Origin of the sequence: Aurantiacibacter atlanticus (assembly GCF_001077815.2) — a bacterium.
Lineage (GTDB): Bacteria > Pseudomonadota > Alphaproteobacteria > Sphingomonadales > Sphingomonadaceae > Alteraurantiacibacter > Alteraurantiacibacter atlanticus.
Map to the genome: position 1 here is coordinate 2,626,845 of NZ_CP011310.1, position 14,857 is coordinate 2,641,701.

Here is a 14,857-nt window from a genome sequence, read left to right on the forward strand (position 1 = left end):
AATTGAACGGTGCCATGCGCTGAACCTTCAGGTGGAACGCGCCGGAAGTCCTGCGGCGCGCAAGGCCGCATGCGCCTCTGCGATCGTGTGATTTCCGAAGTGGAATATGCTTGCCGCCAGCACCGCGTTTGCCCCGCCCATTGTCACGCCATCGACCAGATGCTGCAAATTGCCGACCCCGCCGCTGGCGACAACGGGCACGGATACGGCATCTGAAATGGCGCGGGTAAGCTCAAGATCATATCCCGCCTTGGTCCCGTCACCATCCATGCTGGTGACCAGCAATTCGCCTGCGCCAAGCTCTGCCAGCCGCACTGCGTGATCTACAGCATCGATCCCCGTTTCGCGCCTTCCGCCATGGGTGAAGATTTCCCAACGCCCCTTTGCAACGCGGCGTGCATCGACGCTGGCAACTGCGCATTGGCTGCCCATGCGATCAGCGATGTCGGCCATGATTTCAGGACGCTTCACGGCGGCGGAATTGACTGCAACCTTGTCTGCCCCTGCCAGTAGTAATGCGCGCACATCTTCCACGCTTGAAACACCGCCCCCTACTGTCAGAGGCATGAAGCACACCTCCGCAGTGCGTCTTACGATATCGAGCAATGTGCCGCGCCCTTCATGGGTGGCGGAAATATCGAGGAAGCACAGCTCATCCGCGCCCGCGACGCTATAGGCTTGCGCCTGCTCCACCGGATCGCCCGCGTCCTTCAAGTCAACGAAATTCACGCCCTTCACCACGCGCCCATCGGCAACGTCGAGACAGGGGATGACACGGATGCGGACGGTCATCGATTTGCCATCGCAATCGCAGTCGCCAGATCGAGCCGCCCTTCATAAAGCGCGCGCCCGGTAATCACGCCTTCAATGCCTTCATCGCGATGCAATGCAAGCATGTGAATATCGTCCAGCCCCTTCACGCCGCCGCTAGCGATCACGGGGATATCGACACTGCGTGCCAGCTCCACCGTCGCATCGACATTGCAGCCTTTCAGCAGCCCATCACGGCCAATGTCAGTAAACAGCAGGCTGGCAACGCCCGCATCCTCGAACCTTCGCGCCATGTCGCGCACCGGAACATCGGACACTTCCGCCCAACCTTCTGTTGCGACCATGCCATCGCGCGCATCTACGGCAACGACGATGCCGCCTTCCCATTCCTTCGCCATGTCCTTGACGAATTCAGGATTTTTCAGCGCCGCGCTGCCCATCACGATCCGCGCTACACCCAGCTTGAACCAGCCTTCCACTCCAGCCGCGTCACGAATGCCGCCGCCCAATTGGACATAACCGGGAAATACCTCGACGATTGCTTCCACCGCCTCACGATTTTCTGCGCGACCGGCAAAACTGCCGTCGAGATCGACGACATGGACATGCTCCGCACCTGCTTCGGCGAACAGCAACGCCTGCGCGGCAGGGTCATCACCATAAACGGTGGCGCGGTCCATATCGCCTTCGGCCAGGCGCACGACTTCGCCACCCTTCAGATCAATCGCGGGAAAAATAATCATGGGTTCCACTCCAGGAAATTGCGCAGCAGATCGAGCCCGTAAGCCTGGCTTTTTTCCGGATGGAATTGCACGCCAATGATATTGTCACGCGCCACGGCCGCCACCAGCCCGCCGCCGTGATCGGTCATGGCGGCGATATCATGGCCATTATCGGGCACGAAGTGGTAGGAATGGAGGAAATAGGCTTCCCCTTCCTCAATCAATCCATGATCGCCATGATGCGGCGTGAGCGCGACATCATTCCAGCCCATGTGGGGCACGCGGATGGCAGGATCGGTCCTGCTGATACGGCGCACTTCGCCCGCGATCCAGTTGAGGCCTGGGCATTCCCCATGTTCCAGCCCGCGCGTCGCCATCAATTGCATGCCCACACAAATGCCGAGGAACGGCACATTGGCACCCAGAACGCGTTCTTCCAGCGCAGCCACCATGCCGGGAATGCTTGTCAGGCCTTCATAACAGGCACGAAAGCTACCGACGCCGGGAAGCACAATCCGCTTGGCACCGCGCACCAGCACCGGATCATCAGTCACGGCGATATGTTCGGCACCGGCAGATTTGAGGGCATTATAGACAGAATGCAGATTGCCCGCGCCGTAATCTATCAGCGCAATAGCCTCAGCCATTGTAATATTGCGCACGTCCGTTCGGGCGCGCGGTCCTCAACTGGCAGACAGCCCGACGGCCTTGCAACTGACGTTGTCTATCCACCCAATTGCCCCTTGGTGCTCGGCACCGCGCCGCCCTTGCGCGTATCAAGTTCTACAGCCTGCCGCATGGCGCGGGCAAATCCTTTATAAAGCGCTTCGCAAATGTGGTGGTTGTTACTGCCGTAGAGCACCTGGCAATGCAGCGTCAGCCCGGCCGATTGCGCGACCGAATGGAACCAGTGCTCGATCAGCTCTGTATCCCATTCGCCCAGCTTTTCCTGCGTGAATCGGGCCTTCCAGACAAGATAGGGGCGGCCGGAAATATCCAGCACCACGCGCGCCAGCGTTTCATCCATAGGTGAATGCGCCTCACCATATCGGCCGATACCCGCCTTCTCGCTCAACGCCTGTGCCAGCGCCTGCCCCAAAGCAATTGCGCTGTCTTCGGTGGTGTGGTGCTGATCGACATGCAGATCGCCATCTACCTTCAGCGAAACATCGATCAAGGAATGACGACTGAATTGTTCGACCATGTGATCGAGGAAACCGATGCCCGTCGAAATGGCATAGTCGCCCGTCCCGTCAAGATCGACCTCGACGAGGATGCTGGTTTCCTTGGTTTTCCGTTCTATTCGGCCTTTGCGCATGGTTGCCAGCCTATAGGGTGCCTGTCGCCATGCGCAAGCGGTCTGGCTGGTTTGCTGCAGTAGAAATACGGTGTATTAGCCGCCAATTGCCGCTTGACCTTGGACCACGTCGCCGCCACCTACGCTTGCATGAGCGACGATACGCCAGACAGCCTGATCCCCTATGACGAGATCGTGCAGGAAGCCTTACGGGCCGTGGTAGGCCGCGTCCTCGGATCGGTGGAGCAAACGGGCGGGACCTTGCCCGGCACGCACCATTTCTACATCACCTTTAAGACAGGTGCTGTCGGGGTGGATGTGCCCAATTCGCTGCGCGAGCGCTTTCCCGATGAAATGACAATCGTGCTCCAAAACAAGTTCTGGGATCTCAATGTCACCGAAACCGGTTTCTCGGTCGGGTTGAGCTTCAATCAGACACCGTCAAAACTGGTCATACCCTTCTCTGCCATCACCGCATTCGTCGATCCGGCTGTCGATTTTGGTCTGCAATTTCAGGCGTCTGTGGACGATAATGAGCCGACAGAGCACGAAGATGCAGAGAATGACGGGTCAGGCGATGCGGAACAGGATGGCACGTCGGACATTGGTCAGACGGAAGACGGCTCCAATGTCGTCACGGTCGATTTCGGCCGCAAGAAATAGTACGCGGGCACGCACGCCCGTCAACCAGGGCTAACTTCTGTGTCTGAACCTTCTCACCTGACCGACAAAACCGCCGATATGATGGACGATGCCGCGAATGCTGCGGGCATTGAAGCAAACCATGTTCCCGGGCCAAGCCCGAACCCGGCAACCAACCTTGTCATTCACGATATCGTATTACGCAGCGTGGGCCGTTTATCGCGCATGGCGGTAGAAAAGGCGCTTCTGGGCCGGCAATATGGCCGTGAATTTGCCAAGGATGCCGTAGAGAACCGTTCTATTGTTCAGACCCTTGCTGCCTATGGGGTCACCAAGGTTGCTACCCGCTCAATACCGGGCTTTGCACTGGTTTCCACCGGATTACTGGCGAAGACCCTGTTCGACCGTAGCCAAAGCCGGCGCAAGGCGGAGCGCAATGGCGACAAGACTCTGCGTGAGCAGGCCGATCCCGATAGCATGATCTGACGACAACTGCCTGTCCTGGTATATCCGGGGTTGATTTACCAATGCAGCTTGCGCCAACAGCGATGATGGCCAACCCTTCCAAGCCCTTCCTCCCCCGTCGGGGACTGATGTTCATTCTTTCTTCGCCCAGCGGTGCGGGCAAGACGACTATCGCTCGCCGTCTGCTGGCTGAAGATGCCAATCTGCGCATGTCAGTATCGGTCACGACGCGCCCCATGCGCGATGGCGAGGTAGAGAGCCGCGACTATTACTTCACCGCACAGGACGATTTTCGTGCCATGGTGGATGATGATGCGTTCATGGAATGGGCGCAGGTATTCGGCAATTTTTACGGCACCCCGCGGGCCAGCATAAAGGCCGGGCTGGAGCGCGGTGACGATTTTCTGTTCGATGTTGACTGGCAGGGCGCGCAGCAACTTTCGCAGCGCGCAGGGGCCGATGTGGTATCCGTCTTCCTGCTCCCCCCCAGCATTGAGGAGTTGGAACGCCGCCTGCGCGATCGGGGCACTGATGATCCTGATGTCATTGCCGGGCGCATGGCCCGCGCCCGCGACGAGATCAGCCATTGGGATGGATATGATTATGTCGTGGTGAATGATGATCTGGGCACCTGCTTTGAACGGGTGTGCACCATCCTCCACGCTGAAAGGCTGCGCCGTATCCGGGGCACCGGATTGGTCGATTTCACGCGCAAGCTTATCAGTTGATAGCCCACTGTCCGCAGTGCCAAGTTACCCAGCACATCAGCAGACTTGTGCACCGCCGCGCCACGCGCTAGCCGCCTGCTCTTTCACAGCAGTGCGACAGGAGAAGCCAAGATGACCACCGAACTCGTCACCATGATCGAGGATGCGTGGGAAAACCGCGCCGAACTCAACCCGGCGGATGCCGACCTTCGCCGCGCTGTCGATGAAACGATCGAGATGCTCGATAGCGGAAATGCCCGCGTGGCAGAGCCTGATGACCAGGGCGGCTGGCAGGTCAACGAATGGCTCAAGAAGGCGGTGCTATTGTCATTCCGCCTTTATGATAACCGCGTGATGGATGGCGGCGCTGCCGGTGCGCCCGCGTTTGACAAGGTTTCTTCCAAATTTGCCGGTTGGGGCAAGGATCGCTTTACCGAGGCTGGTTTTCGCGTGGTGCCAGGCGCAGTGGCACGGCGCGGCAGCTATATCGCAGCAGGAACCGTGCTGATGCCAAGCTTTGTCAATATCGGCGCCTATGTCGATGAAGGCACGATGGTCGACACATGGGCAACAGTGGGTTCATGCGCGCAGATCGGCAAGAATGTGCACATTTCGGGCGGTGCGGGCATTGGCGGGGTTCTGGAACCCTTGCAGGCAGGCCCGGTGGTAATCGGCGATGGTGCATTCATCGGTGCACGTTCGGAAGTTGCAGAAGGAGTGCGCGTGGGCGAAGGCGCAGTGCTTTCAATGGGCGTCTATCTTGGCAGTTCAACCAAGATTATCGACCGCGCCACGGGCGAGGTCCACCGCGGTGAGGTGCCGCCCTATGCGGTGGTGGTGCCCGGCGCGCTGCCCGGCAAGACATTGCCCGATGGCACGCCCGGCCCTTCCCTTTATTGCGCAGTAATCGTCAAGACCGTTGACGCGCAAACCCGTTCGAAGACGGGCATAAATGAACTGCTGCGCGAATAAGCCAGCTTCTTGTGATAGACTTTGCTCCGTGGTTCACAGCATTGCGGAACTAACGACAAATTCGCCCGTAGTCCGGGCAAGAACACAAACATCAGGGCCATTGGCATGAGCAATCAAGAAAGAGACGAGATTCATATTGAGGAGGACGAGGCGTCAGGCGGCACCAAGGAAGGTGTTGTACGCTGGATTCTTCTCCTCAGCCTGCTGGGCGCGATTCTTATCCTGTCCGGCATCTGGATCTTTGGCGCCGCGACACAAAGCGATGAGGAAGCAGCCATCACACAAACCGGCAATATCGAAGCTTCGCAAAGTGATGCCGCGAATGATGGCGTGCTGATGGATGAAGACAATAATGCCGCTGAACTAGACGCCGCCGATCCAGAGTAATTTTCTCAACTGGCAAATGAACAGGTGCCGCATGAATAAACCCAACAGCTTTAGAGCTAATCAATATGTCGAGTGGGACTGGGGCAGCGGCACTGCCAGTGGTCAAGTGGAAGAACGGTTCGAGCGGGAAGTGAAACGCACGCTGAAAGGCTCTGAAATCACGCGCAAGGGTAGCGAGAAAAATCCTGCCTATCTCATCAAACAGGAAGATGGTGACGCCGTGCTCAAGCTCGGTTCTGAATTGAAGGCAGGAAGCTAATGCCCGCGCAATCACAAGCCCAGCAAAAGGCGGCAGGTGCCGCACTTTCCGCCAAGCGCGGCGAAACCAAGGTCGGGGACCTCAAGGGCGCATCGAAAGAGATGTATGATTCCATGAGCGAGGCCGAGCTGGAAGATCTTGCCAGCACCAGTCATGATGACTTGCCTGAAAAAGCGGGCGACGACGACAAGGACTGAGCCCCAGAAGGCTTGCCCTTCGCGCCCCGCTTGCGAATCTTCAGTCCACCGGAGTTTCGAGCGGCGCCATATCTGCCTTGCTGGCCGCGAAGTCTTCTGCATTGCGCATTACACGCATCATGTTGCGAAAGGATATCTTCTCCAGATCGTCCTGTGAATAGCCGCGCTGCGCCAGTTCCGTGAAAAGCGCCGGATAGCCGGTCACGTCCTCCATACCGACAGGACCGTTGGGCATCCCGTCATAATCGCCGCCAATGCCGATATGCTCGATCCCCGATGTGTCGCGAATATGGTCGATATGGTCAGCCATGTCGGAAATTGTGGCTGGCGGGCTCGGATTGGCCGTATTCCAAGCCTCCATGCCCGCAGTGACAAGATCAGGTCGTCCCTGCCACCACGCCTCCAGCCGCGCCTGTTCTGCTGACCGTGCGGCGTACCATTCGCGCTGCGCCTCACTCAAATATCCGGGCAGGCCCACTACCATCACGATCCCGCCATTGTCGGGCAGGCGAGCGAGCACGTCATCGGGCACATTGCGTGCATGGCCATTGATCGCCTGCGCGCCCGAATGGCTGAAAATCACCGGAGCGCCAACCACGTCCAGCGCATCATGCATGGTGGCAGCCGAGACGTGGCTCAGATCCACCAGCATGCCCAGCCGCGCCATTTCACGCACCACTGACACGCCAAAATCGGTCAGCCCACCATGCTCCGGATCATCGGTTGCGCTGTCAGCCCAAGGCGTGTTGCTGCTGTGCGTCAGCGTCATGTAACGGGCGCCCAAATCATACATCTGGCGCAGAACCGCCAGGCTCGACCCGATCGAATGTCCGCCTTCCATCCCGATTAGTGACGCGATGCGCCCCTGTTCAACGGCAGCGGCAACATCATCCGCATCCAGCGCAAGCGCCAGCTGCTGCGGGTAGGCGGCGATCAGACGCTTGGTGATGTCGATCTGTTCCAGCGTGGTTTGCACCGCCTGCGGTTCTTCCAGCGAGGCGGGCACATAGACTGACCAGAATTGCGCGCCGACCTGCCCTTCCAGGAGACGCGCCAGATCAGTGTGCATTTCTTCCGGCGTCCACGCCTCGCCTTGCAGCGTGTCATGGAAATCGAAATCGACAAGCATGTTCTCATGCCGGCGACGCAGGGCGTAGGGCACATCATTATGCCCGTCCCACACAGGGGCAGCTTCCAGCGCTGCGGCGGCAATGTCCTCCGGCCTATCCTGCGCGCTGACAAAATGGGGGGAGAGCATGGCGGTGGCCAGCAGGCTGGCTGCAAACAGGGTCTTGATCATGGGCACCAAGTATCGCGTCCAAACGTTGTATGGCAATAGCTTATCTCAGGAACACACCCATGGTCTGTGCCAAAGACTTGATTGCCCAGCTGAAACTCGCTCCGCATCCCGAAGGGGGTTGGTATCGTGAAACCTGGCGCGCCGATGCGACCCAAGGCGAACGCGCCAGCGCGACGCTGATCTATTTTCTGCTGGAAGCGGACCAGTTATCGCATTGGCACACGGTCGATGCGGCAGAACTGTGGCTGTGGCATTCTGGCGATCCGCTGCAGCTTTCCACCAGCATGCGGGACAGCGCCGAAGTGGATCGCTCCATTCTCGGTCCGGATCTGCTTGGAGGCCATGTCGCGCAACAGGTGGTCTACGCCGGTGATTGGCAGGCAGCGCGCGTGATACCGGGAGATCACGGTTTTGCGCTTGTGTCCTGCGTCGTCTCCCCCGGGTTTGAATTCGAAGGGTTTACACTTGCCCCGCCCGCATGGCGGCCTGACGCATAATGCGCACGATGCTCAAATATTTGCTGGCCGCGTTCTACGCCTATGCCGGCTATCGCCATATCGTGGATCCTGCGCCCTTCATGATGATAACGCCCGGCTGGGTGCCTGCGCCCGGCAAGGTCATCATGTGGACCGGCCTTGCCGAAATTGCCGGTGCCATCGCTCTTATCCAGCCTGTATCCCATCGGCTGCGACAGTGTGGCGGTATCGGGCTAGCGCTTTACGCATTGTGTGTTTGGCCGGCCAATATCAATCACATGCTGATCGACATGGCGCAAGCTGGCGGTGGCTGGGGACTTTCGTACCACATTCCGCGCCTGATTGTGCAGCCGATCATCATCTGGCTGGCACTATGGGTGGGAGATGTGATCGACTGGCCGTTCAAATTCCGGCGCAAGGCACGCAAGGCCACACCCGGAGATGAACTCCGCAGCTGACAGCAATGTTGCGGACCAAAGCGACCCAAGACAAACGGGCGGGAAGCGCATTGCTTCCCGCCCGTTTGCGTATTCAAATGAACGGACCTTTATCAGGTCAGGTGTTTGGACACCGCAGCCGTCATCTTGAACATAGAGATCTGGTCCTTGCCGATCACCGCACCCAGCTTGGCATCCGGATTGATCATCCGGCGGTCATTGGCGTCCTGCAGATCATTGGCCTTGATGTGTTCCCAAACCTTACTGGTGACCTGTGCACGGGTCATCGGACCCTTGCCGACCACGTTCTCCAGCTCCGATGACAGAGTCACCGGTTTGTTGAGAGCATTGTTCTTGGCAGCCATCTTCGAGGTTTCCTTTCAGTCAAAAAAGCCGGGCTTCAGCCTAGCACCACTTATTTATCTTCGTCGCTATCATCCCAATCATAATCCCCGCCTTCTTCGCGGGCATAAGTCGCTGTAATCATGGAAAGACCCATAACATGGCCTTCCATCGACGCAACAAGTTGCTCACGACTCGCCCCCGGCATCAGTGTCAGGGGCAGATCAAGGGCAAATAACTGGAACACGTAATCATGCGGATCATCGCCCGTGGGCGGGTCCGGCAAAAGCCATTCCGAATTGCCGAAAGAGTTCTTCCCGACGCGCGGAGGGGCTTCGCCCTCCAGCAATTGCGCGCGCTGCCCCGGCAGGCCCCAGACCAGCCAATGGCAGAAAGGTTCCCCTGTCTGAAAATCGGCGTCTTCGACAATCAGGACCAATTCCTGAGTGCCGGGTGGTGGGGCCGACCACTCCAGCGGGGGAGCGACGGCATCTTCTTCATCGGCGGTGAAGCTGGGGTCCAGTTCCTCTTGCGCGCGGAAGGCGGCTGACGAAAGCGAGAACCCGCCCTTGCCCAGCAAATCTTCGCCGCCCAGCTTTGCCGCCACCAGCTTGGTGTGGCCGGCACGCAATTCTCCTGGTGCCTTGCCCAGAGCCTTGGCGAGCCATGCAGGGGGAGTATCGGACATTTGCTTTCCTTAGCTGGAGTGGCGCGATCGGCGCATTTACGGATAGAAGGCCCTGCGATGTGCCGCTTGCTTCGCGCCATTGCAAGCGCAGTTTCCGTTCAGACTGTCGAAGGGTTGGAAATGCAAGGTGGTTTCTTCAGGTCTAGATTCCGACATGACCGATGATGATGGTGCCTCCTGCCAATCCAGGAGCGAAAGTCCAAAGATCCAATTTTCTTTAATTAGCTGAAATACAGGGACAAATTATGCGCACACCATCAACCGCCATTTCGCTCGCCTGCCTCGCATTGCTTGTATCCTGTGGTGGAGGCGGTGGAAGCAATAACAACGCAGGCACAGTTGCGCCCGCACCAACCCCCACCCCGACGACAGGAATATCCGCATGTTCGCTGTCCGCCCGGCAGGATTTTACGCTTGCTGCCTTCAACGAATGGTATCTGTTTCCCACCTTGCTCAACACGTCGGCAAGCAAATCAGATTTCACCAATCTCCAGGAGTATATTGATGCGCTGGTTGCCCCCGCGCGGGCGCAATCAAAGGATCGCTTCTTTTCCTATGTGATGTCGATTGCGGAGGAAAATGCCTTTTCCAACAGCGGTGCGACTGCCGGATTTGGCGTTCGACTGAGGTACGACACTACCAATCTCCGCGTCTTCGTAATCGAAACATTCGAGGGGACAGCCGCGTTGGGCGCGAAAATGGATCGCGGCACGGAAATTCTAGGTATCGGCACCTCCTCGGCAGATATACAGAGCGTCGATACCCTGATGGCGGCGGGCGGCCCTGCGGCCGTTTCCGATGCACTGGGGCCAAACACGGCGGGCACCACCCGCGTGTTGAGCATTCGTGACCAATCGGGCGTGGTGCGCGAGGCGCCCTTGACCAAGACCGAATTCGCGCTCGATCCGGTGTCGGATCGCTATGGCGCCAAGCTCATCACCGATGGCGCCAGGAAAATCGGCTATCTCAACTTGCGGACATTCATTCAGCCCGCCGATCCTGATTTGCGCGCAGCCTTTGAAGATTTCCGAAACGAAGGTGTCACCGAACTCATAATTGATTTCCGTTATAATGGCGGTGGTGCGATTAACATTGCCGAATTGATGGGCAATTTGATGGGCCGCAATCTTGGCGGCCAGGTTTTTGAACAGAGCACCTGGCGACCGTCAAAATCCAATCGCAATGAGATCTATCGTTTTACCCCCGTCGCGCAGTCAATCGCCCCAACTAAAATCGCCTTCATCGGCACAGGTTCTACCGCCTCTGCCAGCGAGTTGGTGATCAACGGCATGCAGCCATGGGTCAATGATATCGCGCTTGTCGGCTCCAACACCTTTGGCAAGCCGGTGGGACAATCTGCCTTTGATCTTACTGCATGTGATGATCGGCTGCGCGTCGTCACCATCCAGATTGAAAATGCCGATGGCAATGGAGATTATTTCAACGGGCTGGCCGCCACTGTTCCCAACACATGTCGCGCCAGCGACGATATTACGCGTCAGCTGGGCGATCCGGAGGAAGCGATGGTCTCCACTGCGCTCGATTATCTTGCCGGACGCGGCTGCACGGCGATTGCCTCCACTCGCACAACTGTCCAATCCGCCATCAACAGCGGCGTGCTTATGCCAGCACTGGAAGGCAGGTCTGCCGCGCAACACGAAGTCCCTGGATTGTATTGACGTCCGGCGAAGGCCCCTTGTGTCAGCTTAGGGCTCGCCCAACTCGTCCTCCCCCTCGCGCCAGGCGCAGCCTCTGTATTGGGTTTTGCCGATCTCTATCGTGGCGGTGAAGGGATATGTCCGGTCGCTCATCCCGTCTGAACAGGCACCTGGCGTAATCGCAGCATCCAGCGCCGCGCCATCCATTTGTCCGCTGAAGGAAACGCCGCCGCGCCCCGCGAACCGTTCCACCGGCACTGTCACCCCATCCACATTTTCGGGCGTCGACCATGTGAGAGAGTGATCTGCGATCTGCGCCCTCCAGAAAGGTTCTGTCCCGATGATGTGCAGCACCGTCTCCTCTGCAATGCCATTATAGGGCTGCGTATCGGATGTATCACCCGGCACGCCGCTACTCTCACCCTGCTGGCAGGCGGCAAGGGCAATACTCGCAAGAAAAAGCCCGGCGTAGTTTTTCATGAACACCCTTTCGAGAATACGATGTGACGATCAACTCAGCGCGATTGCCAGAGTTGCCCCGCCCAGCCCCAGCGACAATGGCACACGCAGCATCATCCACCAGCTTGGCCGAACGGTGACCATCCGCTGGTCGACAAGCGGGCTCAAGACAATGGCCACGCCCAGAACGAATAATGACGGCGCAGGCCAGGTTCCCCCCACCACCCAGGGAAGATATGTCGCCAGCGCTATCATGCTGGGCGCGATCGCGGCGATCCATATCCATCGTGGTGCCCGGCGCGCTTCGTCTGGGGATGCCGAGGCCATTCCCCACCATGTGCCACCAAGGAAAGTGAAAATGATCGCCGCATAGGCCCAGCCGAATGCCAGTGCCGTCCAGCGCCATTCTTCCGGCCCAATCCAGACAGCAGCTGCGCAGGCAAGTTGCGGGAAAAGTCCGGCGATCCCTGATATTCGAGCGAAATGCGGAATGGATGCCATCTGCCAATTCCTAGCGCCGCGATCGACATGAAGCCAGCCCCCTTGGGGGCCACGCAGGTTGGAACCCTCCAGCCAGCCAGGCCGTTGGCAGGAAATGAAAGATTATCGAGCGGAGTTCGCGTGATGAAGGTTTCGTATTATTTACTGGGCGCAGCCATCGCCGTGCCACTTGCAGGGGCTCTTGTCGGCACCCGCGTCGGGACCGATCCGACGGGCGGGTATGAAGATTTTTCTGCCGTTCTGCCCGACAATCCAATTGCAGTTGATCACAACTCCGGCCCGCAGACCCGCGAGCGGCTACCCGATCATTACGCGCTGGAGACGCCAGAAGGTCGGGTTGATGTGGCCGATCTCGCGCGGCGTGGCCGACATGCTGATCGCTATCGTGCTATCGAAGCAAGAGATGCCGCTTTCAAAGCAGAGTTGGCCGCAAGGGATGCCTATGAGGTGGATATGCGGGCAGGCAGCCTAAAGGCGGTAAATCTCGATGCGCAACAGCCTCAATTTGTCAGGGCTAATCACCATGCCCCCGCACAGCGCGTTGCGCCGCAATATGCAGGATCGGAAGGTGAATATACTGGCAGGAATACTGCTGTGTCATCGGCATCAGGCAGTGCGAATGCGCCAGCGCCGTTAACAAGCGATGTTACGGATCTGTCTGTAAGATCACAGGCCAAGCATCCCCAGACAATGGCTTCAAGATCGAATAGTGGACCGCTCCCACACATTATTGACGTAGGTGCTGTGCTCGCCTCGCAATAGATACTCTATTCCGCGTGCAAATTTGCACCGGCCTTCGCGTAAGCAGCTAGGCCTGCTGGACCACCGCTATTTCAGAAGTTTCGGCAGCTTCGGCAGCTTCGCGATCAAGCCGCTCCTGGCGGACGGCTGCAGCTTTCTTGCGGTCGCCCTCCACCTTCTTGGCCTGATCCGCAAGGGCCCGCCACGTCTTCTCTGCCCGGAGATTGCGTTCGCGCACATTATCCAATGTTGCGGCCTGCGCGGCGTCAGCTGCATCGCTGGCGCGCTGGTCATAGAATGCGAAAGATTGGGACATGGCTTTGCTCCGAAAGGAAGGGCGGGTGGGCCGTGACCAGACCGGACGCGATCAAAATCGCGCCCGGTCCAATCAGCGGATCGACAATATTAGTCAGCAGCAGACAGGTTTACTGCGCTTTCCTTGCCATTGCGGCCCTGCTCAACATCATAGTTCAGGCGCTGTTCCTTATCGAGCGTCTGCATGCCGGCGGCCTGCACGGCGGAGATGTGCACGAAGCTGTCGTTCGAGCCATCGTCAGGCTGGATGAAACCATAGCCCTTGTCTGTGTTGAAGAATTTTACGGTGCCGGTCTTCGACATAATGTGTTCCTTTCAAAGAACGTCTGGTTGCCTAGCCACGAAATGCGGCGCGGGTATGCGTCAAATCGTCATGGGAAAGGAAGTCGTCGTCAGGTTAACGCCGGGGCCCTCTGCATGGAAGCTATCGGGCAAGCGGCGATGCGCAAAGTTCGAAGTCCGTCGCAAATTCCGACGTCAGCAGCGGTGCATATAGCATGACTTGCGCAGATTACCTAATGATTGCTGTTCCATACCTTCTGGGCACTGACATTGTCGACCGGTGCAATCGCGCCCATATGCCTTTCATGACAGCCCCAAGATCGTTGCTTGCCCTGCTCGCCATACCTGCCCGTGACGGATCCTCCGATCGCGCCCGCCAGCAGCATGTTGCGCAATGACGGCCACCGCTTCCCAGATCACCATCCTCGTGGATGCCGATGCCTGTCCGGTGAAGGATGAGATATACCGCGTGGCAGACCGTTTTTCCGCGCAGGTTCGCGTGGTCAGCAATGCCCCTTTCCGCGTCCCGGTGAGCGAGCGGATAAAACGCGTGGTGGTGGCCGACACATTCGATGCCGCCGATGATTGGATCGCCGAACAGGCAGGCCCGCACAGCATCGTCATCACCGCCGATATCCTCCTTGCCCAGCGATGCCTGGAGGCAGGCGCCCGGGTGTTGGCGCATGACGGACGCGAGTTTGACCAGGCCAGCATCGGCAGCGTAATTGCGACCCGCGCCATCATGGCGGACCTGCGCAGCGGCATGGACGGTATTGGCGGCGGCCCTCCCCCCTTCAGCAAGGCGGACCGTTCGCGTTTCCTGCAATCGCTTGATCGGGTGCTTGTGAACCTGCGCTAGGCTCGCCCTGCGCAATGGCCCTGCAGAGGGTGCTGACGAAACCTTCGCGCCCCTTACCCTTGGCTATCAGCGTGAAAGGCGGCGCCTGTTGGCGCTGACTTTAGCGCCATAATGCCTGACAGATTCGCCAGCGACATGCTGCGCGCCGTTCTGCCCGTATGTCGCGGGATCGAAAACCAGGCCGAAGGCCAGTTCCCACGGGGCGGCAAGCTTTTCATTCACCATCCGGCGCGATTCGCGTTCACCGACCCTGCCCCCGCCTGCCAGCCGCATGCTGCGCAGCCACACGACTTGCGAAGCTTCGAACCACATGTTCCATGTGTCGAGAGCGATGCGGTTCCAGAAATCGGGGGTGATCGGGTCGGATGTTTGGTTCATGG

Annotated in this window: 24 protein-coding genes; 12 read left to right on the forward strand and 12 right to left on the reverse strand. The window is 58.6% G+C overall.

What is annotated here, in order from left to right; genetic code table 11:
• Window positions 1-27: 27 nt before the first annotated feature.
• The 4 genes from hisF to hisB form a co-directional block, all read right to left on the reverse strand.
• Window positions 28-792, reverse strand: coding sequence for an imidazole glycerol phosphate synthase subunit HisF (gene hisF, locus CP97_RS12800; protein WP_048886277.1), 765 nt, complete (start codon window positions 790-792; stop codon window positions 28-30).
• The gene (hisA, locus tag CP97_RS12805) at window positions 789-1,514 is read right to left on the reverse strand and encodes a 1-(5-phosphoribosyl)-5-[(5-phosphoribosylamino)methylideneamino]imidazole-4-carboxamide isomerase (RefSeq protein WP_048886278.1); all 726 of its coding nucleotides are present in this window, start codon (window positions 1,512-1,514) and stop codon (window positions 789-791) included. Before hisA ends, hisF begins: the two co-directional genes overlap by 4 nt.
• A complete protein-coding gene (gene hisH / locus CP97_RS12810) occupies window positions 1,511-2,140 on the reverse strand; it encodes an imidazole glycerol phosphate synthase subunit HisH (protein WP_048886279.1) in 630 nt (209 codons plus the stop codon). Before hisH ends, hisA begins: the two co-directional genes overlap by 4 nt.
• A gap of 77 nt (window positions 2,141-2,217) precedes the next feature.
• Window positions 2,218-2,811 carry an imidazoleglycerol-phosphate dehydratase HisB gene (gene hisB, locus CP97_RS12815; protein WP_048886280.1) on the reverse strand — a complete coding sequence of 198 codons (594 nt, stop codon included), beginning with the start codon at window positions 2,809-2,811 and terminating at the stop codon, window positions 2,218-2,220.
• Between the two features lie 129 nt (window positions 2,812-2,940).
• Between hisB and CP97_RS12820 the strand changes: the two genes are divergently transcribed.
• The 7 genes from CP97_RS12820 (at window position 2,941) to CP97_RS12850 (ending at window position 6,419) form a co-directional block, all read left to right on the forward strand.
• Window positions 2,941-3,453, forward strand: coding sequence for an SspB family protein (locus CP97_RS12820; RefSeq protein ID WP_048886281.1), 513 nt, complete (start codon window positions 2,941-2,943; stop codon window positions 3,451-3,453).
• Between the two features lie 39 nt (window positions 3,454-3,492).
• Window positions 3,493-3,918, forward strand: a complete 426-nt coding sequence (locus CP97_RS12825; RefSeq protein ID WP_227819600.1) for a hypothetical protein — start codon at window positions 3,493-3,495, stop codon at window positions 3,916-3,918.
• A 107-nt stretch (window positions 3,919-4,025) separates the two neighbouring features.
• The gene (gene gmk / locus CP97_RS12830; protein WP_236780924.1) at window positions 4,026-4,625 is read left to right on the forward strand and encodes a guanylate kinase; all 600 of its coding nucleotides are present in this window, start codon (window positions 4,026-4,028) and stop codon (window positions 4,623-4,625) included.
• A gap of 111 nt (window positions 4,626-4,736) precedes the next feature.
• The gene (dapD, locus tag CP97_RS12835) at window positions 4,737-5,576 is read left to right on the forward strand and encodes a 2,3,4,5-tetrahydropyridine-2,6-dicarboxylate N-succinyltransferase (protein WP_048886283.1); all 840 of its coding nucleotides are present in this window, start codon (window positions 4,737-4,739) and stop codon (window positions 5,574-5,576) included.
• A gap of 105 nt (window positions 5,577-5,681) precedes the next feature.
• The gene (locus CP97_RS12840) at window positions 5,682-5,963 is read left to right on the forward strand and encodes a hypothetical protein (protein ID WP_048886284.1); all 282 of its coding nucleotides are present in this window, start codon (window positions 5,682-5,684) and stop codon (window positions 5,961-5,963) included.
• Between the two features lie 31 nt (window positions 5,964-5,994).
• Window positions 5,995-6,222, forward strand: coding sequence for a hypervirulence associated TUDOR domain-containing protein (locus tag CP97_RS12845; protein ID WP_048886285.1), 228 nt, complete (start codon window positions 5,995-5,997; stop codon window positions 6,220-6,222).
• The gene (locus CP97_RS12850; RefSeq protein WP_048886286.1) at window positions 6,222-6,419 is read left to right on the forward strand and encodes a DUF3008 family protein; all 198 of its coding nucleotides are present in this window, start codon (window positions 6,222-6,224) and stop codon (window positions 6,417-6,419) included. The genes CP97_RS12845 and CP97_RS12850 overlap by 1 nt, the downstream gene beginning before the upstream one ends.
• A gap of 40 nt (window positions 6,420-6,459) precedes the next feature.
• Here CP97_RS12850 and CP97_RS12855 read toward each other — a convergent pair whose 3' ends face one another.
• A complete protein-coding gene (locus CP97_RS12855) occupies window positions 6,460-7,719 on the reverse strand; it encodes a dipeptidase (protein ID WP_048886287.1) in 1,260 nt (419 codons plus the stop codon).
• A gap of 59 nt (window positions 7,720-7,778) precedes the next feature.
• Here CP97_RS12855 and CP97_RS12860 point away from each other — a divergent pair, with 59 nt between their 5' ends.
• Together CP97_RS12860 and CP97_RS12865 are read left to right on the forward strand one after the other, a co-directional pair.
• A complete protein-coding gene (locus CP97_RS12860) occupies window positions 7,779-8,216 on the forward strand; it encodes a cupin domain-containing protein (protein ID WP_048887004.1) in 438 nt (145 codons plus the stop codon).
• On the forward strand, window positions 8,216-8,653 hold the full coding sequence (locus tag CP97_RS12865) for a DoxX family protein (RefSeq protein ID WP_082863826.1): 438 nt from the start codon (window positions 8,216-8,218) through the stop codon (window positions 8,651-8,653). Before CP97_RS12860 ends, CP97_RS12865 begins: the two co-directional genes overlap by 1 nt.
• A gap of 92 nt (window positions 8,654-8,745) precedes the next feature.
• On the opposite strand, the gene CP97_RS12870 is transcribed toward CP97_RS12865, so the two are convergent.
• Window positions 8,746-8,997, reverse strand: a complete 252-nt coding sequence (locus CP97_RS12870; protein WP_048886289.1) for an SWIB/MDM2 domain-containing protein — start codon at window positions 8,995-8,997, stop codon at window positions 8,746-8,748.
• A 50-nt stretch (window positions 8,998-9,047) separates the two neighbouring features.
• Window positions 9,048-9,662 (reverse strand): YbhB/YbcL family Raf kinase inhibitor-like protein, encoded by a 615-nt coding sequence (locus CP97_RS12875; RefSeq protein ID WP_048886290.1) that lies wholly within the window; start codon window positions 9,660-9,662, stop codon window positions 9,048-9,050.
• A 245-nt stretch (window positions 9,663-9,907) separates the two neighbouring features.
• Between CP97_RS12875 and CP97_RS12880 the strand changes: the two genes are divergently transcribed.
• Entirely contained in the window at window positions 9,908-11,341 is a 1,434-nt protein-coding gene (locus tag CP97_RS12880) for a S41 family peptidase (RefSeq protein WP_048886291.1), read from the forward strand.
• A gap of 27 nt (window positions 11,342-11,368) precedes the next feature.
• Here the strand turns inward: CP97_RS12880 and CP97_RS12885 are convergent, their stop codons facing one another.
• Complete coding sequence (locus tag CP97_RS12885) at window positions 11,369-11,800, reverse strand: COG3650 family protein (protein ID WP_048887005.1); 432 nt, start codon at window positions 11,798-11,800, stop codon at window positions 11,369-11,371.
• Between the two features lie 30 nt (window positions 11,801-11,830).
• Window positions 11,831-12,280 (reverse strand): DUF3429 domain-containing protein, encoded by a 450-nt coding sequence (locus CP97_RS12890; protein WP_048886292.1) that lies wholly within the window; start codon window positions 12,278-12,280, stop codon window positions 11,831-11,833.
• Between the two features lie 123 nt (window positions 12,281-12,403).
• On the opposite strand from CP97_RS12890, the gene CP97_RS12895 reads away from it, so the two are divergent.
• Window positions 12,404-13,042 carry a hypothetical protein gene (locus tag CP97_RS12895; protein WP_048886293.1) on the forward strand — a complete coding sequence of 213 codons (639 nt, stop codon included), beginning with the start codon at window positions 12,404-12,406 and terminating at the stop codon, window positions 13,040-13,042.
• Window positions 13,043-13,088: 46 nt separating this feature from the next.
• Here the strand turns inward: CP97_RS12895 and CP97_RS12900 are convergent, their stop codons facing one another.
• A complete protein-coding gene (locus CP97_RS12900) occupies window positions 13,089-13,337 on the reverse strand; it encodes a hypothetical protein (RefSeq protein WP_048886294.1) in 249 nt (82 codons plus the stop codon).
• A gap of 89 nt (window positions 13,338-13,426) precedes the next feature.
• Window positions 13,427-13,639: a cold-shock protein gene (locus CP97_RS12905; protein WP_048886295.1), complete on the reverse strand. Its 213-nt coding sequence runs from the start codon at window positions 13,637-13,639 to the stop codon at window positions 13,427-13,429.
• Window positions 13,640-14,012: 373 nt separating this feature from the next.
• On the opposite strand from CP97_RS12905, the gene CP97_RS12910 reads away from it, so the two are divergent.
• Window positions 14,013-14,477, forward strand: a complete 465-nt coding sequence (locus tag CP97_RS12910) for a YaiI/YqxD family protein (RefSeq protein WP_174539168.1) — start codon at window positions 14,013-14,015, stop codon at window positions 14,475-14,477.
• Window positions 14,478-14,543: 66 nt separating this feature from the next.
• On the opposite strand, the gene CP97_RS12915 is transcribed toward CP97_RS12910, so the two are convergent.
• Window positions 14,544-14,855 carry a hypothetical protein gene (locus CP97_RS12915; RefSeq protein WP_048886296.1) on the reverse strand — a complete coding sequence of 104 codons (312 nt, stop codon included), beginning with the start codon at window positions 14,853-14,855 and terminating at the stop codon, window positions 14,544-14,546.
• Window positions 14,856-14,857 lie beyond the last annotated feature (2 nt).

Bases quoted from the DNA above. Each gene is read 5' to 3' on its own strand.
- hisF (WP_048886277.1), bottom strand. From the start codon at position 792: ATGACCGTCCGCATCCGTGTCATCCCCTGTCTCGACGTTGCCGATGGG.
- hisA (WP_048886278.1), bottom strand. From the start codon at position 1,514: ATGATTATTTTTCCCGCGATTGATCTGAAGGGTGGCGAAGTCGTGCGC.
- hisH (WP_048886279.1), bottom strand. From the start codon at position 2,140: ATGGCTGAGGCTATTGCGCTGATAGATTACGGCGCGGGCAATCTGCAT.
- hisB (WP_048886280.1), bottom strand. From the start codon at position 2,811: ATGCGCAAAGGCCGAATAGAACGGAAAACCAAGGAAACCAGCATCCTC.
- CP97_RS12820 (WP_048886281.1), top strand. From the start codon at position 2,941: ATGAGCGACGATACGCCAGACAGCCTGATCCCCTATGACGAGATCGTG.
- gmk (WP_236780924.1), top strand. From the start codon at position 4,026: ATGTTCATTCTTTCTTCGCCCAGCGGTGCGGGCAAGACGACTATCGCT.
- dapD (WP_048886283.1), top strand. From the start codon at position 4,737: ATGACCACCGAACTCGTCACCATGATCGAGGATGCGTGGGAAAACCGC.
- CP97_RS12840 (WP_048886284.1), top strand. From the start codon at position 5,682: ATGAGCAATCAAGAAAGAGACGAGATTCATATTGAGGAGGACGAGGCG.
- CP97_RS12845 (WP_048886285.1), top strand. From the start codon at position 5,995: ATGAATAAACCCAACAGCTTTAGAGCTAATCAATATGTCGAGTGGGAC.
- CP97_RS12850 (WP_048886286.1), top strand. From the start codon at position 6,222: ATGCCCGCGCAATCACAAGCCCAGCAAAAGGCGGCAGGTGCCGCACTT.
- CP97_RS12855 (WP_048886287.1), bottom strand. From the start codon at position 7,719: ATGATCAAGACCCTGTTTGCAGCCAGCCTGCTGGCCACCGCCATGCTC.
- CP97_RS12860 (WP_048887004.1), top strand. From the start codon at position 7,779: ATGGTCTGTGCCAAAGACTTGATTGCCCAGCTGAAACTCGCTCCGCAT.
- CP97_RS12865 (WP_082863826.1), top strand. From the start codon at position 8,216: ATGCGCACGATGCTCAAATATTTGCTGGCCGCGTTCTACGCCTATGCC.
- CP97_RS12870 (WP_048886289.1), bottom strand. From the start codon at position 8,997: ATGGCTGCCAAGAACAATGCTCTCAACAAACCGGTGACTCTGTCATCG.
- CP97_RS12875 (WP_048886290.1), bottom strand. From the start codon at position 9,662: ATGTCCGATACTCCCCCTGCATGGCTCGCCAAGGCTCTGGGCAAGGCA.
- CP97_RS12880 (WP_048886291.1), top strand. From the start codon at position 9,908: ATGCGCACACCATCAACCGCCATTTCGCTCGCCTGCCTCGCATTGCTT.
- CP97_RS12885 (WP_048887005.1), bottom strand. From the start codon at position 11,800: ATGAAAAACTACGCCGGGCTTTTTCTTGCGAGTATTGCCCTTGCCGCC.
- CP97_RS12890 (WP_048886292.1), bottom strand. From the start codon at position 12,280: ATGGCATCCATTCCGCATTTCGCTCGAATATCAGGGATCGCCGGACTT.
- CP97_RS12895 (WP_048886293.1), top strand. From the start codon at position 12,404: ATGAAGGTTTCGTATTATTTACTGGGCGCAGCCATCGCCGTGCCACTT.
- CP97_RS12900 (WP_048886294.1), bottom strand. From the start codon at position 13,337: ATGTCCCAATCTTTCGCATTCTATGACCAGCGCGCCAGCGATGCAGCT.
- CP97_RS12905 (WP_048886295.1), bottom strand. From the start codon at position 13,639: ATGTCGAAGACCGGCACCGTAAAATTCTTCAACACAGACAAGGGCTAT.
- CP97_RS12910 (WP_174539168.1), top strand. From the start codon at position 14,013: ATGACGGCCACCGCTTCCCAGATCACCATCCTCGTGGATGCCGATGCC.
- CP97_RS12915 (WP_048886296.1), bottom strand. From the start codon at position 14,855: ATGAACCAAACATCCGACCCGATCACCCCCGATTTCTGGAACCGCATC.